General features: G+C 70.8%; 13 protein-coding genes. 10 read left to right on the top strand and 3 right to left on the bottom strand.

Annotated elements, in window-relative coordinates:
• Positions 1 to 62 precede the first annotated feature (62 nt).
• The 8 genes from ACPOLB_RS01755 to ACPOLB_RS01720 all read left to right on the top strand — a co-directional run bounded on the left by ACPOLB_RS01755 (position 63) and on the right by ACPOLB_RS01720 (position 10,606).
• Positions 63 to 2,192, top strand: coding sequence for a Fe-S protein (locus tag ACPOLB_RS01755; protein ID WP_425259575.1), 2,130 nt, complete (start codon positions 63 to 65; stop codon positions 2,190 to 2,192).
• A gap of 353 nt (positions 2,193 to 2,545) precedes the next feature.
• A complete protein-coding gene (locus tag ACPOLB_RS01750) occupies positions 2,546 to 3,268 on the top strand; it encodes a helix-turn-helix domain-containing protein (protein ID WP_425259574.1) in 723 nt (240 codons plus the stop codon).
• A 98-nt stretch (positions 3,269 to 3,366) separates the two neighbouring features.
• Complete coding sequence (locus ACPOLB_RS01745; protein ID WP_425259573.1) at positions 3,367 to 4,263, top strand: DMT family transporter; 897 nt, start codon at positions 3,367 to 3,369, stop codon at positions 4,261 to 4,263.
• Positions 4,264 to 4,383: 120 nt separating this feature from the next.
• Entirely contained in the window at positions 4,384 to 6,588 is a 2,205-nt protein-coding gene (locus ACPOLB_RS01740; RefSeq protein ID WP_425259572.1) for a winged helix-turn-helix domain-containing protein, read from the top strand.
• Positions 6,589 to 6,720: 132 nt separating this feature from the next.
• Complete coding sequence (locus tag ACPOLB_RS01735) at positions 6,721 to 7,554, top strand: alpha/beta fold hydrolase (RefSeq protein WP_425259571.1); 834 nt, start codon at positions 6,721 to 6,723, stop codon at positions 7,552 to 7,554.
• A gap of 197 nt (positions 7,555 to 7,751) precedes the next feature.
• Positions 7,752 to 8,948, top strand: a complete 1,197-nt coding sequence (locus tag ACPOLB_RS01730; RefSeq protein ID WP_425259570.1) for a vanadium-dependent haloperoxidase — start codon at positions 7,752 to 7,754, stop codon at positions 8,946 to 8,948.
• Between the two features lie 19 nt (positions 8,949 to 8,967).
• The gene (locus ACPOLB_RS01725; protein ID WP_425259569.1) at positions 8,968 to 9,564 is read left to right on the top strand and encodes a LysE family translocator; all 597 of its coding nucleotides are present in this window, start codon (positions 8,968 to 8,970) and stop codon (positions 9,562 to 9,564) included.
• A gap of 211 nt (positions 9,565 to 9,775) precedes the next feature.
• A complete protein-coding gene (locus ACPOLB_RS01720; protein ID WP_425259568.1) occupies positions 9,776 to 10,606 on the top strand; it encodes a class I SAM-dependent methyltransferase in 831 nt (276 codons plus the stop codon).
• Between the two features lie 123 nt (positions 10,607 to 10,729).
• Here ACPOLB_RS01720 and ACPOLB_RS01715 read toward each other — a convergent pair whose 3' ends face one another.
• Positions 10,730 to 11,620 carry an SDR family oxidoreductase gene (locus tag ACPOLB_RS01715; protein ID WP_425259567.1) on the bottom strand — a complete coding sequence of 297 codons (891 nt, stop codon included), beginning with the start codon at positions 11,618 to 11,620 and terminating at the stop codon, positions 10,730 to 10,732.
• A gap of 93 nt (positions 11,621 to 11,713) precedes the next feature.
• Between ACPOLB_RS01715 and ACPOLB_RS01710 the strand changes: the two genes are divergently transcribed.
• On the top strand, positions 11,714 to 12,574 hold the full coding sequence (locus ACPOLB_RS01710) for a helix-turn-helix transcriptional regulator (protein ID WP_425259566.1): 861 nt from the start codon (positions 11,714 to 11,716) through the stop codon (positions 12,572 to 12,574).
• A 366-nt stretch (positions 12,575 to 12,940) separates the two neighbouring features.
• Here the strand turns inward: ACPOLB_RS01710 and ACPOLB_RS01705 are convergent, their stop codons facing one another.
• Complete coding sequence (locus tag ACPOLB_RS01705; RefSeq protein ID WP_425259565.1) at positions 12,941 to 13,873, bottom strand: ketopantoate reductase family protein; 933 nt, start codon at positions 13,871 to 13,873, stop codon at positions 12,941 to 12,943.
• A 273-nt stretch (positions 13,874 to 14,146) separates the two neighbouring features.
• Positions 14,147 to 14,980 (bottom strand): helix-turn-helix transcriptional regulator, encoded by an 834-nt coding sequence (locus ACPOLB_RS01700; protein ID WP_425259564.1) that lies wholly within the window; start codon positions 14,978 to 14,980, stop codon positions 14,147 to 14,149.
• Positions 14,981 to 15,186: 206 nt separating this feature from the next.
• Here ACPOLB_RS01700 and ACPOLB_RS01695 point away from each other — a divergent pair, with 206 nt between their 5' ends.
• Entirely contained in the window at positions 15,187 to 15,726 is a 540-nt protein-coding gene (locus ACPOLB_RS01695) for an AacA4 family aminoglycoside N(6')-acetyltransferase (RefSeq protein ID WP_425262000.1), read from the top strand.
• Positions 15,727 to 16,028: the final 302 nt, after the last annotated feature.

The following is a 16,028-nucleotide window of genomic DNA, read 5'->3' as shown; positions in this document are numbered from 1 at the left end:
GGCGGGGCCGGGGCCGAACGCGGTCCTTGTTACGCTGCAGGCCTGATCGAGCGGGAGACACCGTGGCCAGACTCTTTTCCAACCGGGATCGCCCCTTCGATCTTGGCGTGTTGCCGACGGAACTGCTGGCGCGGGACGCGGTGGAGCCGATCGCCGGGGTTCGCCAGCCAGAAGACGACGCCCTGGCCGGCGCGGCGTCGATGCTCGGTGCACTGCCCGAGTACCGCGCGCTGTTCGGAAGGCACCTCGACGGGCCGGTGGCGGCCGCGCGTGCGCCGGTGCCCGACGATCCGGTCGCACGTGCCCGCAACCTCAAGGCCTCGGCCTACTTCCTGGACGCCACGCTGGCCGGCGTCTGCGCGCTGCAGCCGCAGGACTGGCTGGATGCGGACCACCCACCCCACAGCCACGCCTTCGTCTTTCTGGTGGAGTTCAGCCGTGAACCGCAGCCGGGCGAGCCCGGCGCCGCGTGGATCCGCGGCACCAGCGCCGCGCGCGCCGACCTGCGCTGTGCCGAGATCGCGGTGGTGGTGGCGGGCTACATCCGCGCGCTGGGCTGGTCGGCGCGCGGGCAGGTGGCCGCCGACGCGGCGGGTGAGGAAGCAGTCCAGCCGCAGGTCGACCTGGCCGTTCTGGCCCAGCGCGCCGGCGTGGCCAGGGCGGTCGACGGCGTGCTCGCGATGCCGTTTTCCGGGCGTGGCTTCCGTGTCGCCGCCGTCACCACCGACTACCCGCTGGCCGTCGACCTGCCGATCGCGGCGCATGCATCGCTGGCGTGGCCCGACGCGGCCACCTACCTGGGCGCTCCCGGCACCCGGCCTGGCTTCGAGGACGAGGAACTGGCGCGGCGGCCGGTGCATCTGGGCCGCTACGCGATGGAGCGCATCCGCCGCGTCGAGGCACCGACCACGCTGGTGCTGCGCGACGAGATCCAGCGCGTGCCCAAGCGCGCCGACCTGTTCACGCGCGCACTGGCGGGCGACCTGGGCGGGAAGGCCAGGACCGAGCGCACCCGCTTCGCCGTCAAGCACCCGCTGGCCTTCGCGATGACGCCATTGATTCGCGGCCTGGTGCCGCTGCAGGGCACGCGCGAGCGGCTGCAGCCCACGGGTTTCGGCGGCGACGTGTCGGACCCGCAGCGCAACGCCGACGCGATCAAGGCCCTGGCCCATGTGCTGGGCGCCGACCTCGTGGGCATCTGCGAGGCCGAGGCCTGGATGTACTACTCGCACGACGAGGCCGAGGGTCGGCCGATCGCGCCGTACCACCGGTACGCGGTGGTGATGCTGATCGACCAGGGTTTCGAGACGATGGAGGGGGCCTCCGGCGACGACTGGATCTCGGGTGCGCAGTCGATGCGGGCCTACCTGCGCGGCGCCAGCATCGCCGGCGTGATGGCCGCGCACGTGCGACGCATGGGGCATTCGGCACGCGCCCACTCCAACGCCCACTCCGAGCTGCTGCACCTGCCGGCCGTGCTGATGGCCGGCCTGGGCGAGCTGTCGCGCATCGGCGAGCTGATCCTCAACCCCTTCATCGGACCGCGCTCGAAGTCGGTGCTGTTCACGACCGACCTGCCGCTGGCCGTCGACAAGCCCATCGACTTCGGTCTGCAGGCAGTGTGCAATGCCTGCATGAAGTGCGCGCGCGAGTGCCCCTGCAATGCCATCCCGTTCGGCCCCAAGGTGATGTTCAACGGCTACGAGATCTGGAAGCCCGACGTCGAGAAGTGCGGCAGGTACCGGCTGACCAACATGAAGGGCTCGGCTTGCGGCCGTTGCATGAAGACCTGCCCCTACAACCGCGAGGACCTCGTCGAATCGGAGCGGCTGCTGTGGCTGTCCATCGACGTGCCGGACGCGCGCCGCCAGCTGATCGAGCATGACGATCGCACCGGTGGCGGCCAGCGCAACGCAGTGAAGCGCTGGTGGTTCGACCTGGAGATCGTGGACGGCGTGGCGGTCAGGCCGCCGGCCGGCGTCAACGAGCGCGACCTGGACCTCGCACGCACGGGCAAGCTGGCTGCGCAGCAGAAGCTGGCCTTCTTTCCGCCGGCGCTGCAGCCTGCTGGCGGCACGACGCTGAAGGACGTCGTGCCGATCGACCGCCCGGCCGGCCTGGCGGCGTATGCGGCGGCCGAGTCGCCGCTTGCCGCGCGCCGCCGCAGCGGCGAGGACGGGGCAGGGCCTTGAGCGGCGGCGGTCAGGATGGTGCGCCCTTGCACCCAGGCCGCCAGGTCGACTTCGCGCGAGCCGGTGCGGTGGGCGTGACGGCGCGCTGAACAAGCGCCACGCATCGGCATGCGGGCTTACACGCGCGCATGCGACCCGATTCGGTCGCGGCGAGCCGCGCGGGCTGGCCGGTCGCTCGTGCGGGTGAGCCGGCATCGGGGCTGACCTCCGTCGCGCCCCCTTCCAACGCGGCGGGCCTGCGGATCGACGGACCACCTGGCGTGGCGGCCGGGACAGGCCGGACGGTCGACCGCGGACCGCGCCGCCTCGCCGCGAACCGCCGCGGGTGTGCAAGCCGCGGGCAATCGCGGAAAATGCCGGTCACCATGGCCGCAGCCAGCTTGTCCTTCCCCGACCCAGCGGTGTCCGTGCGCGGCTACCTGGGCGCGTACGAGCCGCACAGCCATGCGCACGCGCAAGTGCTGTTGGGCATCGGGGGCAGCCTGCAGCTCGAGGTGGACGGTCATCCTGCGTTCGTCGATCCGTCGTGCGGCCTCGTGGTCCCTGCCGGGTCGCGTCACGGTTACCTCGCGGATTCGCCCGCGAAGGTGCTCGTGGTGGACTGCGATGCAACGCGTGCCACCGAGCGCCTGCGGCGATTCGCGCTGCCCCCGGCATGGCGCTCCGAGCCGGGCGCCTGCGACGCCGACATGCTGCTGTCCCGCGTCATCGGTGCCCGGACGCTGCAACCGCGCCGGCGGCTCGACCTGGTGCAGCTGGCGATGGCGGTCGATGCCGAACTGCATCGCGGCTGGTCCGTGGCCGGCCTGGCGAGCCTGTGCCGTTTCAGTCCGCAGCGCTTTCGCGCCCGCTTTGCCGAACTGACAGGCCAGTCGCCGCTGGCCTGGGTCAGACAACGCCGGCTCGACGCAGCCGAGCGCCTGCTCGGCGCGGGCGTGCCGCTCGAGACGACGGCGCTGCAGGTGGGCTACTCGAGCGCCAGCGCGTTGTGCTTTGCGCTGCGCCGCGAGCGCGGCGTCGGCGCGCGGTCGGTGCGCGCCGGAGCGTCGCCAGTTCGAGCATCTCTCGACATTTGACCGCAGCGGCGGGATCGACGATCCCGCCGATGAATCCCAACCCGCATCTTGGAGTCCTGCTCGTGCTGGGTGCTGCCACGCTGTGGGGCACCACCGGCATGGCGCAGGCGCTGGCGGACGGCACGCTCTCGGCTCCCTGGTTCGGGGCGCTGCGACTGGCCACGGCCAGCGCGTTCTTCGCCGTGTGTGCATGGACGGTGCGCCCATCGGCCGCCGTGCCGTTCACGGGCAGCCTGGCCGCGCGGGACGTGCTCGGCGCGGGCCTGTGCATGGCGGTCTACAACCTGGCCTTCTTCGCCGGCATCGGCACCATCGGCGTGGCGCTGGGCACCGCCGTCGCGCTTGGCAGCGGCCCCATCTGGGCCGGTCTGCTGCAGGCCGTGCTGCACCGGCACAGGCCGTCGGCGGCCTGGTGGCTGGGCACGCTGGTGGCCGTCTGCGGCGGTGTGCTGATGACGCTTGGCAGCGCAACGCAGGTGACGGGCCGTGGCGCCAGTGGCATCCTGCTGTGCCTGCTGTCCGGCCTCTCCTACGCCGCGTACTCGCTGCTCAACCAGCGCATGGCCCGTGCGGCACCCGCCTCGACGATCACCTTCAGGGCCTTCGGGGTTGCAGCCGCAATCGCGTTGCCGGCCGCGTGGATGACCGGTGGCGCACCCACATGCACCGGCGCCGACCTGGTCGCCGTGGCCTACACCGGCATCGTCACCGCGGGCTTGCCGTACCTGCTCTTCAGCCTGGCCTTGCGCCACATCACGCCTGCCACGGGCGTGACCCTGGCCCTGTGCGAACCGGTGGTCGCGTTCGCGCTGTCCGTGGGCGTGCTCGGAGAGCGTCCTGGAGGCTCCGCGTATCTGGGGCTCCTGCTGGTGGTCTTCGGCGTGCTGTGCGTGGTGCGACAGGAGTTGGCGGGCCACCGTCCGAAAGGTCGATCGGCCGACGAGCGCGACCGCATGCTCGCCGCGGAATCGTCCGGCGGTTCACGCACCGTGTAGGTCCCGCCCCAGCCCACCCGCGCTGTCGTCCTGCGAACAGGGTCCACCAGATGCGCGTCCGCCACTGCTTGGATGCCACCCACGCCCAGGTGCGGGCGCGGTTGCCGCCGCTGGCAACCGATGGTTGCGCGCGCCACGGCTCGGCTGGCAGTGGACCCGGGGTCCGGACACGCGGCGGCCTGCTCGACTTCCTCCAGGGTGAACGCACGAGCGTTCCGGGTGCCGCCGGGTCGACCGAAGACCTCGTGGCCGGCGGCCAGGGGATGGCCGCGTGCGACGACCTCTCCGGGCCGGATCTCCTGGCACTCGACGCGGCGGACTGAACCCCGGGCGCGCCATGGCATGACTGCGACCATCCGAGATCTCCTCCTGGCAGGCGAGCGCGAGCGCTGCATCGGCCGCGATGGCGTGCTCGCTGCGCTGCAGGGGCTGGTGCGCGACGAACGTCCGCTCGTCATCGCCCTGCACGGACTCGGCGGGACGGGCAAGACCTGTCTGGCGCGCGAGTTCGCCGAACGTGCCAGGGCCGAAGGCACCTGTGTCCTGTGGCTCGACGGTCAGGTGATCGAACCGTCTCCGCGAGGTCTGCTCGGGGAACTGGCGCGCCAGCTCGGCCTGGCGCCCGGCGGCGTGGCGGAACTGGTGGCACGACTCAACGCGGAGGCCAGGCGCACGCTCATCGTGCTGGACACCTACGAGCGCTGCCGGCTGATCGACGCCTGGCTGCGACAGGAGTTCCTGCCTCAGCTCGGACTCCACGTGCGGTGGCTGCTGGTCGGTCGCGATCCACCCGTCAGCCCCTGGCGCCTGGCGCCGGGCTGGCAGGACCTGTTCGCAGCGCAGGAGATCGGCCCCCTGGCGGCCGACGACGCGCTGGCGCTCCTGCGGGCCGAGGGTCTCGATGCGCAGCAAGCCATGCAGGCGCAGCGCCTCGCCCATGGCCACCCGCTGGCGCTGAAGCTGGCCGCAGGCGTGCTGCGTGCCCACCCTGGGCAGCTGCTGGAGCCGCCGCATCTGCTTGGCGTCATCGAGACGCTCGTCGGCCTGTATCTCGCGGATGTCGTCGAGCCCCCCTTGCGGCACGCACTGCAGCGGGCCTCGGTGGTGCGGCGCATCACGGTGTCGTTGCTGCAGGCGCTGCTGCCGCAAGCCGATGCGACGGCGACCTTCGAGCGCCTTGCCGCACTGTCGATCACCACGCTCGCCGCCGACGGCCTGCTGCTGCACGACGTGGTCCGCGAAGCGATCGCGGCGCACTACGCCTCGGCCGATCCGGCCGGCTGCCTGGAGGCGCGCCGGGCGGCGTGGCGGCAGTTGCAGCAGGAGAGCCAGGACGCCCCGCACAGCGCGTTGTGGCGCTACACCGCCGACATGCTCTACATGGTGCAGGCGCCGGCCGTGCGCGAGGTGTTCTTTCCGGCGGGCAGCCGCCCGATGGCGGTCGAGTCCGCAGGCGCCGGCGATCTGCAGGACGTGCTCGCCATCGCCCGCCAGCACGACGGCGACGCCGGCGCGCAGCGCATCGCGGCCTGGTGGTCGCATCTGCCGGGGGCATTCCGGGTGACCCGCAACGCGCGGAACCAGGTCAATGGGTTCCATGTGCTGGCCGAGGCGGCCGACGTTCCGAAGGCGCTGGAGCGTCTGGATCCGGTGGCGGCCCGCTGGCGCCAGCATGTGCGAGAGGCCGCGCTCGCACCGGGGGATCGCGTGCTGTTCATGCGCAGGGTGCTGGCGGATGCCGAGTCGCCGCAACCGCTGGAGATCGAAGCCGCGTTGATGCTCGACATCAAGCGTGCCTATCTCGAGCTGCGCCCGCACCTGCGGCGCCTGTACACCTATCTGCGCCAGGTGTCCGAGCTCGACCCGTTCCTGCGGCAGGCCGGCTTCGAGCGCGCACCTGGAATCGACGTCGAGCTGGAAGGCGTGCGCCACGTGGGCCTGATGCTCGACTTCGGGCCGCGATCGGTGGATGGGTGGCTGTCGCGGCTGGTCGCGGCCACGCTCGGGGTGACGGCGGATGCGCCGGCAGCGTTGCGGATCGACGAGGCGGCACGCGAGGTGCTGGTCGATGGCCAGCGGGTCGCGCTGTCGGCACGCGAGTTCGAGCTGCTCGCCTACCTGATGCAGCGCGAAGGCCAGGCCGTCAAGCGCGGCGACCTGCTCGACGACATCTGGGGCACACGCTACGAAGGCGGCAGCAACGTGATCGATGCGCTGGTGCTCGGCCTGCGCAAGAAGCTCGGTGCGCGTGCCGGCGCCATCGAGACCGTGGTGCGCTTCGGCTACCGGTTCCGCCAGCCTGGTACCGCGTCCGCGCCGCGCTGAACGCGGCAGCGCTCACTGCCTGCTCATCGCCGGCTCATCGCGCGCTCATGACGCGTGCAGGCCGCTCGCGAAAACTTCCGTCCATGCCTGCTGCACCTGCGGTCGGCGCGCAACACAGACGGAGCCAACACGATGATGAGCACCAGTCCAGCGGCCGACGCTGTCGAGGCCCGGGCGTCCGGTCACGGAGCGCCGCACCTGACGCTGGTCCACGGCAGCGCCGGCGGCGTTGCGCAGTGGGACGCGTTGATCGCACACCTGCCCGGCGCGTGGCACGTGCACACCCCGCGCCTGGCGGGTTACGACGATGCGCTGTTCGACTTCGACGCCCCCTACGGCGCCCAGGTCGAAGTCGCGCGCATCGCGCCGCCGCCACACGGCACGGACCCGCGCGTGCTGATGGGGCACTCGATGGGCGGACTGGTCTCGGCAGCCACGTGCCTGGCGCACCCGGGGCGCTACTCGGCCTTGGTGCTGATCGAGCCGGTGCTCTTCGGTCTGCTGTCGCAGCCGGGTGCCGCTGCCGTCCACCAGGACGTGCGCAGCTTCATGCGCTACTTCACCTCGCTGCAGGACCCGACCCGACAGCTCGACGCGGCGCGCGCGATGTTCCATTTCTGGAAGCTCTACGACGACTGGGACGCGCAGTCGCCGGCACGTCGCGAGCAGGCCGCGCGCTGCATGCGCAAGGTGCGGCTGGAGTGCCGGCTGTTCGACGACCCAGCGGTGCATGCAGACCGACTGAGCGTGCTCGGCGGCCTGCCGGTGGTCTGGGTCACCGGCAGCGCATCGCCGTCGCACATCCGCAGTGTGCAGCGCATCTTCTGCGAGCGCGTCCCGCACACCGAAGTGATCGAGATCGCGGGTGGCGGCCACCTCTGCCACCTGTCCCACCCCGGCGAACTCGCTGCGCTGCTCGTGCAGTTGATCGGCCGGCTCCAGAACAAGCAACGGGCCGAAGCCTGAAGCGTGTTCTTTCCTTGCCTCCCCTGTTCATCACCCCTCGACGGAGAACTCCCGTGTCCATCTCGAATCGTTGCCTTCGCCGACCGCGCAATCTGCGGCGCCAGTTTCTCGCCGTCGCTCTGGCCTCGGCCTTCGCGCTTCCTGCGGCTTTTGCCAAGGACGACGCTGCCTGGTGCGGGGATCGCTGCGACCAGGTCGTGCTCGACTGGAACCAGGCCGCGCACCAGGTCATCAAGGCGGCTGACGGCTACGCCAATCCGCTGACGGCGTCGCGCTCGCTGGCGATGACGCACCTGGCGATGCACGACGCCGTGAACACGGTGAAGCGCCGCTATGCGACCTACGCACTCGACGAGCAGACGGCGCGGCACCGGCGTGGTCCGCGCGGCTCGGACGAGGCTGCGGCGGCCATCGCGGCCAGCACCGCGGCCCACGACCTGCTGCTCGCGCTGTACCCGGCGCAACGTGACCTGCTGCGCGCCATGCTGGACCAGGCGCTGCACGACGCCGGCATCGGCAGCGAGGTGAGCGAGGCTGTCGCCACCGGCAAGCGCGCCGCCGCTGCGGTGCTCGCCAAGCGCGCGAACGATGGCAGCCAGGGCTCCGAGGACTACCGCGAGGGCAGTGCGCCCGGCAACTACCGCTTCGTGCCGGGCACCAACTTCATCCTGATGCCGCACTGGCGCAAGGTGCAGCCCTTCGCGCTGCGTTCGCCGGACCAGTTCCGGGTCGCGCCGCCTCCGGCACTCGGCAGCGCCGAGTACACCGCGGCATTCAAGGAAGTGAAGGCCGGCGGCAGCGACGCGGCGAATGCAGCGCGCACCCCTGACCAGTCGCACTACGCGGCGTTCTGGTACGAGTTCTCCGACGCCGGCTGGAACCGTGTGGCCCGGGTCGTCGCACGCGACCACAAGCAGGATCTGTGGGAGCGGGCGCGCACCTTCGCGCTGCTCAACGTCGCGATGGCCGACAGCTACATCGCGGGCTGGGACTCCAAGGTGCACCACGACTTCTGGCGCCCGGTGACGGCGATCCGCGAAGCGGCGACGGACGGCAACCCGGCAACGCTGCCGGACGCCGGCTGGAACTCCTTCCTGCCCACGCCGCCCATCCAGGACCACCCGTCCACCCACAGCGCGCTCGGCGCCGCCGCGGCCACCGTGCTGGCGCACGCCTTCAACCGCGACGCGCTGAAGTTCAGCGTCACCTCGCCCACCGCGGTGGCCGCGAACCCGCAGCGCTCGTTCACCAGCTTCAGCGAGGCGGCGCGCGAAAACGCCGACTCGCGCGTGCGCGCCGGGCTGCACTTCCGGTTCGCGACGACGCAGGGGCTGCTGCTGGGACAGCGTGTCGGCGGGCATGCGGTGGACACGCTGCTGACGCCGCAGCACTGAGCAGGCAAGGAGCAGGTCCATGAACCCGTCCGAACACTGGCCACTTGTGTCCTACACGTTCCTGATGACCCTGACCCCGGGGCCGACGACCCTGATGGTGGCCGTGTCCGGTGCTCGCTTCGGGTTCGCCCGCTCCGTACCGCACCTGGCGGGCGCCTTGCTGGGCTACGAGCTGCAGCTGCTGTCCGCCGTCGCGGGCCTGGCCACGGTGCTGCACCGCGCACCGGCAGTGGTGGCGGGGCTGCGCTGGGTCGGCGTGCTGTACATGCTGCTTCTGGGCTGGCGGCTGTTCGGCGCGGGCTCGCCGTCAGGCGAGGAGCGGGCCGCGCCCCTGCGCGTGATCGAGGCAGCGGCGTTGCAACTGCTGAATCCGAAGTCGTGGTTCATGGCGCTGGCGACCGTGGGCCTGTTCCTGCCTGGCGGCGCGATCGATCTCTCGTCCGGCGCGGCGCTGCTGCTGTGGGCCGGCGTCGCCGGAACCGCGGGCATGTGCATCTGGGCCACGGGTGGCACGGGGCTTCGCGCCTGGCTGGACCGCCCGCACCGCCTGACCCTGTTCAACCGCTGCATGGCGGTGGCGTTGCTGCTGACCGCCGGCTGGGCGTTCTGGAGCTGACGGCATGGTGCGCAGCATCCTGGCGGCCCTCGGGCGGCCATGGCGGGCGCTGGTGGCCCACCGCGCAGGTTGTCGCTCTCGCGGCGGCCCGGTCGACCACGCCGACCTGAAGCGGCTCATGGAGCTTGCGCAGGGCACCGATGCGGCACACGGCTTGGGCTGCCTCCGGTGATGCGGGGCGACTGGGCCAACGATGGACCGACCCGAACAGATGAACGTGTTCGACCACAACCGAAGGGCCTGGGAGGCCGAGTCACGCGGCGGCTCGCGCTGGTGCGTGCCCGTGGACTCCGAGACCATCACCCGGGCCCGGCGCGATGACTGGCACGTCGCGCTGACACCCAACAAGCCCGTGCCGCGCAGCTGGTTCGGGGACCTCGCGGGTCTGCGGGTTCTCTGCCTCGCCTCGGGCGGCGGGCAACAGGCGCCGGTGCTCGCCGCTGCCGGTGCTGTCGTGACGAGCCTGGACGCCTCCGCCGGGCAGCTCGCCAAGGACCGTTGGGTCGCCGATCGCGAGGGGCTGGCGCTGCGGTGCGTCATCGGCGACATGTGCGACCTGTCCGTCTTCGCCGACGCCAGCTTCGACCTGATCTTCCATCCTTGCTCGAATCTGTTCGTGGTCGACGTGATGCCTGTGTGGCGCGAGTGCGCCCGGGTGCTTCGACCGGGCGGCGCACTGTTGGCGGGTTTCATGAACCCGGCCTACTTCCTCTTCGATCACGACGAAGCGGTGCGGTCTGGCGAGTTGCGGGTGGTGCACGCGCAGCCGTTCAGCGACCTGACGCACGCGGGGCAGGAGCGCGTGGGCGCCAAGATTCTGCGCGACGAAGCCCTGGTCTTTGGCCACAGCATCGAGCAACAGATCGGAGGCCAGTTGCGCGCCGGCTTCTCGCTGGAAGACCTGTACGAAGACGGCTGGAGCGTCGGGGCAACGCCCCTGGACCGGTTCACCACCACCTCGATCGCCACGCGGGCCACCCGCAAAGCGCCCAGGCCGGCCGCGACGGCCTCGTCCGGTTGCCCGCGATGGAGCAGACCGTGACTCTGCGGCGACGCCACCCGGTTGCCCAGGCCCGGGTCCGGGACTTCGTCGACTTCCCGGTGGCACGCCTGCATGCGCTGGACGGCCTGGCGGGCGCCAGGATCCGGGACTGCTGCACGCCACTCAGGATTGAAAGTACCCGGCTTGCTCGATGTCGTCGATCAGGCCGGGCTCCAACGGTGTCCAACCGAGCCGCGACCGTGTGTGGGCACTCGACGCCCTCGCGTCCATGGCGGCGAACATCGCAAACCAGCCGAAGTGCGCCTCGGCCTCTTCCGGGCTCATGGCCACCACGGGCAGGCCGAGACCGCGTCCGATCGCTGTGGCGATGTCCTTGAAGGCGACGCCCTGTTCCGCCGCTGCGTGGAAGCGCTCCCCGGCTGTGCCTTGTTCGAGTGCCAGGCGGAAAAGGCGGGCCGCGTCCAGACGATGCACGGCCGGCCAGAGGTGCTGGCCGTCGCCGCCGTACACGGACATCCCCTTGTCGCGGGCGATGCCGATGAGCATGGGCACGAAGCCCTGGTCACCAGGCCCGTGCACCGAGGGGGGCAGGCGCAGCACCATGGCCTTCACACCGTCTTGCACCAACTGCAGGGCGGTCGCCTCCGACACCCTGGGGTAGGCGGGGTCGGCCTCCTGCGCGTCGGCTTCGACGGCCAGGCGGCCTGGCGCCAGCCTGGCCAGACCAGCGGTCACGATCAGCGGGCGGTCAGACCCCTGGAGCGCCTGCCCCAGCGCCCTGATCGCCTGCTGGTCCAGCACACAGTTGTCTGCAAATCGGGTGAAGTCGTGATTGAACGCGGCATGAATGACCGCGTCCGAGAGCTGGGCGCCCTGTTGCAGGCTGCCGGGGTCTTCCAACGAACCCTGCAGCACCGCGGCTCCGGCAGCAGCCAGGCGTCCCGCAGCTGCTTCCGATCGCGCCAGGCCCAGGACCTGATGGCCAGCAGCCCGCAGCTCCTGAACGACAGCTGAACCCACAAAGCCCGTGGCGCCAGTGACGAATACACGCATGAACAACTCTCCAAGATGGGATCGCGGCAGACTGTCGCTGCCGTCCATCTCGCCGTAAAGCCGTGACGCTATACGGGTACCGGAACTAACAGGATGCCGACCCCTACATCGAACGACCGCGCGCTGGGTGCCTTTCTCAAGGATCGTCGAAGCAAGCTGGATCCAGCGGGCTTCGGGCTGGGTGGTGACAGGCACCGGCGCACCCCCGGCCTGCGGCGTGAAGAGGTCGCCCAGCGCGCCTGCATCAGCGTGACCTGGTACACCTGGCTCGAGCAGGGCCGCGGCGGCGCGCCATCGGGTGCCGTTCTCGACCGCATCTCGCAGGCCCTGGCATTGAGCGATGCCGAACGGCAGCACGTGTTTCTGCTCGGGCTGGGCCGTCTGCCGGAACCCGGGATTCGCACGCCCGAGGGCATCTCGCCGCGCCTGCAGCGCGTGCTGGACGCGATGCCGGCCAGCCCGGCCTATGTGAAGACGCCGACCTGGGATCTGGTGGCCTGGAACGGCGCTGCCAATGCAGTCTTCGGCTATGACGCGCTGGCGCCCGACCAACGCAATGTCTTGCGCCGGATGTTCTGTGACGCCGAGGTCCGTGCCATGCAAGCAGACTGGAGCGAAGTCGCCCGGTTCGTGGTGGCCACCTTCCGAGCCGACGCTGCCCGGGCTGGCGCGGCAGAAGACGTTCAGGCGCTGGTGGCGGAGCTCAGCCAGCGCAGTCCGGACTTCGAAGCCCTGTGGCGCGAACACGATGTGCGCGGCCATGGCGACGGCACCAAGCGCCTCCATCTGCCAAGAGGCGAGACGCTCGTGTTGGAGTATTCGGCGTTTGTGGTCGACGGTCGGCCTGACCTGACCCTGGTCGTCTTCAATCCTGTCGAGGCGGCCGATGCCGCGCTCGTTCGTTCGTTGATGGCTCGATCGGTCCGGGAGCCTGGCAAGGCCACTGCGGCATGAATCCCACCGGCGCGTGCATCGCGTGGCATTCACCTGCGCTTGCTCCTGCGCCTGCCGGGTTCCGGCGCCTGGACAGCGCGCCGGATTCACTGGGTTCGAAAGCGCCGGGCGCCATCGCGCCAGGCGCCTGGGAGCCGATGACCGCAGTGGCGCGGTCCAACCCACGGTTCGACTGACCCAGCTGGGTCGATTGCACTCGACGCTTGCCAGCGGCCGTCGGCACCCGGCGCTTGCCGGTCAGTCAGGTCCTCGGGGACGAACCTCTGGCGGCGGGGGAGGGGGGCGTGTCCCGGCTCGCAGCGGTCGCGCAAGTCCGAACTGCCGTGCGGCGCGCCAGGGTCGTCGCCGTCGCCTTGTGGCGGGCTCTCAGAAGGCGGTGCCGCCGTCCGCGTACAGCACGAGGGCGCGCCAGGCCGTGCTGTGTGCCGGCGTGGGCACACCCAGCTGCTGCCCCAGCGCATGGACCCGGCCCGACAGCCACTGCAGTTCCAGCGGCTTGCCGCGGGCCAGGTCTTCCGACATCGATGAGCGGAAACTTGCCGGCATGTTCGCCAGCTTCGCCATCACTTCGTCCACCAGGCCGGCGCGTTGGGTCACGCCGGCTGCCTCGGCCACGGCCACCGCTTCCTCGATCAGCTGGCGCTGCAGCGCGCGGGTCTCGGGGTGGCCGAGGATGGCGCCCATTGGCGCACGCAGCAGTGAGGTGGTGGCCGAGAGCGAGCTCAGCGCGATGAACTTCTCCCACAGCACGGAGCGGATGTCGTCCGTCGGCTTGGCCTGCAGCGCCGTTGCACGGCCGCAGGCAGCGAAAAAGGCCGCCATGGTGGGGTCGCCTCCGGCAGCGTCGGCCACGATGACGTGCAGGCCGCCTGGACTGCGGATCACGCCCGGCCGGTCGATCACGGCCGAGACGTAGATGACGCCACCGCGCACCGCCGTCGTGCCAACATGGGCCTGGATCAGCTCGACGCTATCGATGCCGTTCTGCAGCGTCAGGATGCGGGTCTGCGGGCCGAGCACCGGGCCGAGCGCGCGCGCCGCGGCCCCGGTGTCGCCGAGCTTGACGGCGAAGACGACCAGATCGGCGGGGCCGCTGCGGGCCAGCGCAGCCGCATCGGCGCTGACCTGCACCTGGGGCAGGTGCAGTGGGTGCTGCGGGTGCTCCAGGCGCAGGCCCTCGGTCTGCAGGGCCTGCAGGTGGGCGCTGCGGGCGATGAAGGCCACGTCTTCGCCGGCCGCCTGCAGCCGCGCGCCCACGTAGGCGCCCACGCCGCCGCTGCCCATGATCACGATACGCATCAGATGTCTCCTTGGTCCAGTGCACCCTGCAACAGGCGGCCCCGCCAGGCTTGGCCCGGCCCGGCCCGGCCAGTGGCGATGATGTCAGGGAAGCGCGGCGATGCAGCCGTCGTGGATGGTGGCCGAGCGGATCGCCAGCGGCCGGCGCGTGCGCGTGCTGCCGCGGATGGCGCTGGGCAGCAGCCTGCGCCCGCGTCCCGAGCGCTCACTTGCCGCTCGCGCACCACGTCTTCTCCGTCGCCTCGACGTGGTGCGCCCCCGCCAGCAGGCGGGTCACCGCGAGGCGAGCTGCCGAGGCGTCAACCCAAGAATGCGTTTGACGGAGTGGCTCAGGTGGGATTGATCGGTGAACCCCAGCTCGGCGGCGACCTGGGCTGCCGGTTGCCCGAGCCGCAGCAGGCTCGCCGCCTGATGCGCCCGCTCGATCTGGCGAATGCCCTTGAACGTGATGCCGGCGACCGCAGCGAAGTGGCGCTGAATCGTGCGCTCGTCGAGCCGCTGCCGGACTCCGCGTAACGCGCGCGCCACCACGCGGTCCTTCTCCAGCAGGCCGCGCCGCGCCATGGCGGCGACCAACTGCTCGGCACTCTCGAAGCTGGGGATCTCCAAGCGCTCGGGACCCACCCAGAACCTTCGATCTCCCTCGATCGGGCGTGCCATGCCATTGAGGGCAAACACGAGCTGCTCGAACTTGCGGGAGTTCGGCATGACCGAGCCCTCCGAGTCGAGCCGGAGCGCCGGCGCTCCCGTGCGCGCCGGCGCGACGTCCTTGCGCGCGGCTCGCTGGGCTGGCCAGCGCGGCATGTAGACCTCGGGCCGGAAGGAGACGGCCAGCACCTCGGTGCCGCGCCAACCGGCTTCACACAGGGGCGCCACGATCTGGCCCGATTGAACAGCGACGGACAGCCCGTCGGCCGAGCGGACGAACAGCAGATCCCAGTTCCCGTCCGGGACCACACAGGCGGGCGCGTCGCTGCCAAATCGCACGCGGCGTACCTTGGCAAGGAGAGGCGAGTCCGCCTCTCGTTCCTCGAGCTGGAGATCGGCGCCCAGGCATTCCGCGCTGAATTGAATGCTGCTCACGCCACGATTCTGAATCACGATCATTGGGGCCGTGATGTCCGGCTGTAACGGAGATCCACCAATCCGGGGGCACTGGCCACTGCGCGTGTCGGTTTTCTACAAGCGCACGCATCGCGGTCATGTGAGCATCAAGAGCTGCCATTCGATCAAGGAACGGGCATCCAGTGGACGACACGAAGCACGACAACGTCGCGGAGCACCCCTCGCAGCCCAGGGTCACGCTCCGCTTGATGACCGAGGCCGACCTGGAGATGCTCCATGCGTGGCTCCATCGGCCCCACATCGTCGAGTGGTGGGGCGGGGACGCGGCACGGCCGAGTCTTGAAGAGATCCGGCGGGACTATCTGCCGCGCGTTCTCGCCGAAGAAGGCGTGACGCCGTACATCGCCATGCTGGGCGCCGAACCGATCGGCTACGCCCAGTCCTACGTCGCCATGGGCAGCGGAGATGGCTGGTGGGAGCAGGAGACCGATCCGGGCGTCCGCGGCATCGACCAGTTGCTCGCCAACGCAGCGGACCTGGACAAGGGGCTCGGGACCGCGCTGGTGCGGGCATTGGTCGGCCGGCTGTTCACCAACCCAGCCGTCACCTTGGTGCAGACCGACCCCGCCCCCGACAACCTGCGCGCGATACGCTGCTACGAGAAGGCGGGCTTCGTTCGTCGCGGCGTCATCACCACGCCGGACGGGCCGGCCATGTACATGGTCCAGACCCGTGAGGCCTACGAAGCTGCGCGCCTCGCGGCGGCTCGAGACGCCGCGGCCAGGTAGATGCGCCACAGGCCTGTCCTCGTGCGTCGATCTTGGCGGCCGAACCGGGGCGCGCGTCGTTCGATCGTCGTGTGCCGGTGGCACCGATGGTGCAATCGGCCGACGGCGCGCAATGTGGGTGATGGCGGGCGGCAAGAGCGCCGAGGTCGGCTTCTTCGCTGCACGGCAGCGTCGGTTCTTTGCAAGCCTGTGCGCGGTCGGCATGCAAGAGTCGCGCTCTCGCCGCCATTGGCTGCAGCCGGCATGGGGCTCCGCACGCGCACCGCACACCGGTTCCATGCACCTGCAGAGAACTGGTGCGT

Source organism: Rubrivivax soli, assembly GCF_049810355.1.
Taxonomy (GTDB): domain Bacteria; phylum Pseudomonadota; class Gammaproteobacteria; order Burkholderiales; family Burkholderiaceae_C; genus Rubrivivax.
This window is presented reverse-complemented; position numbering and strand designations above follow the sequence as displayed.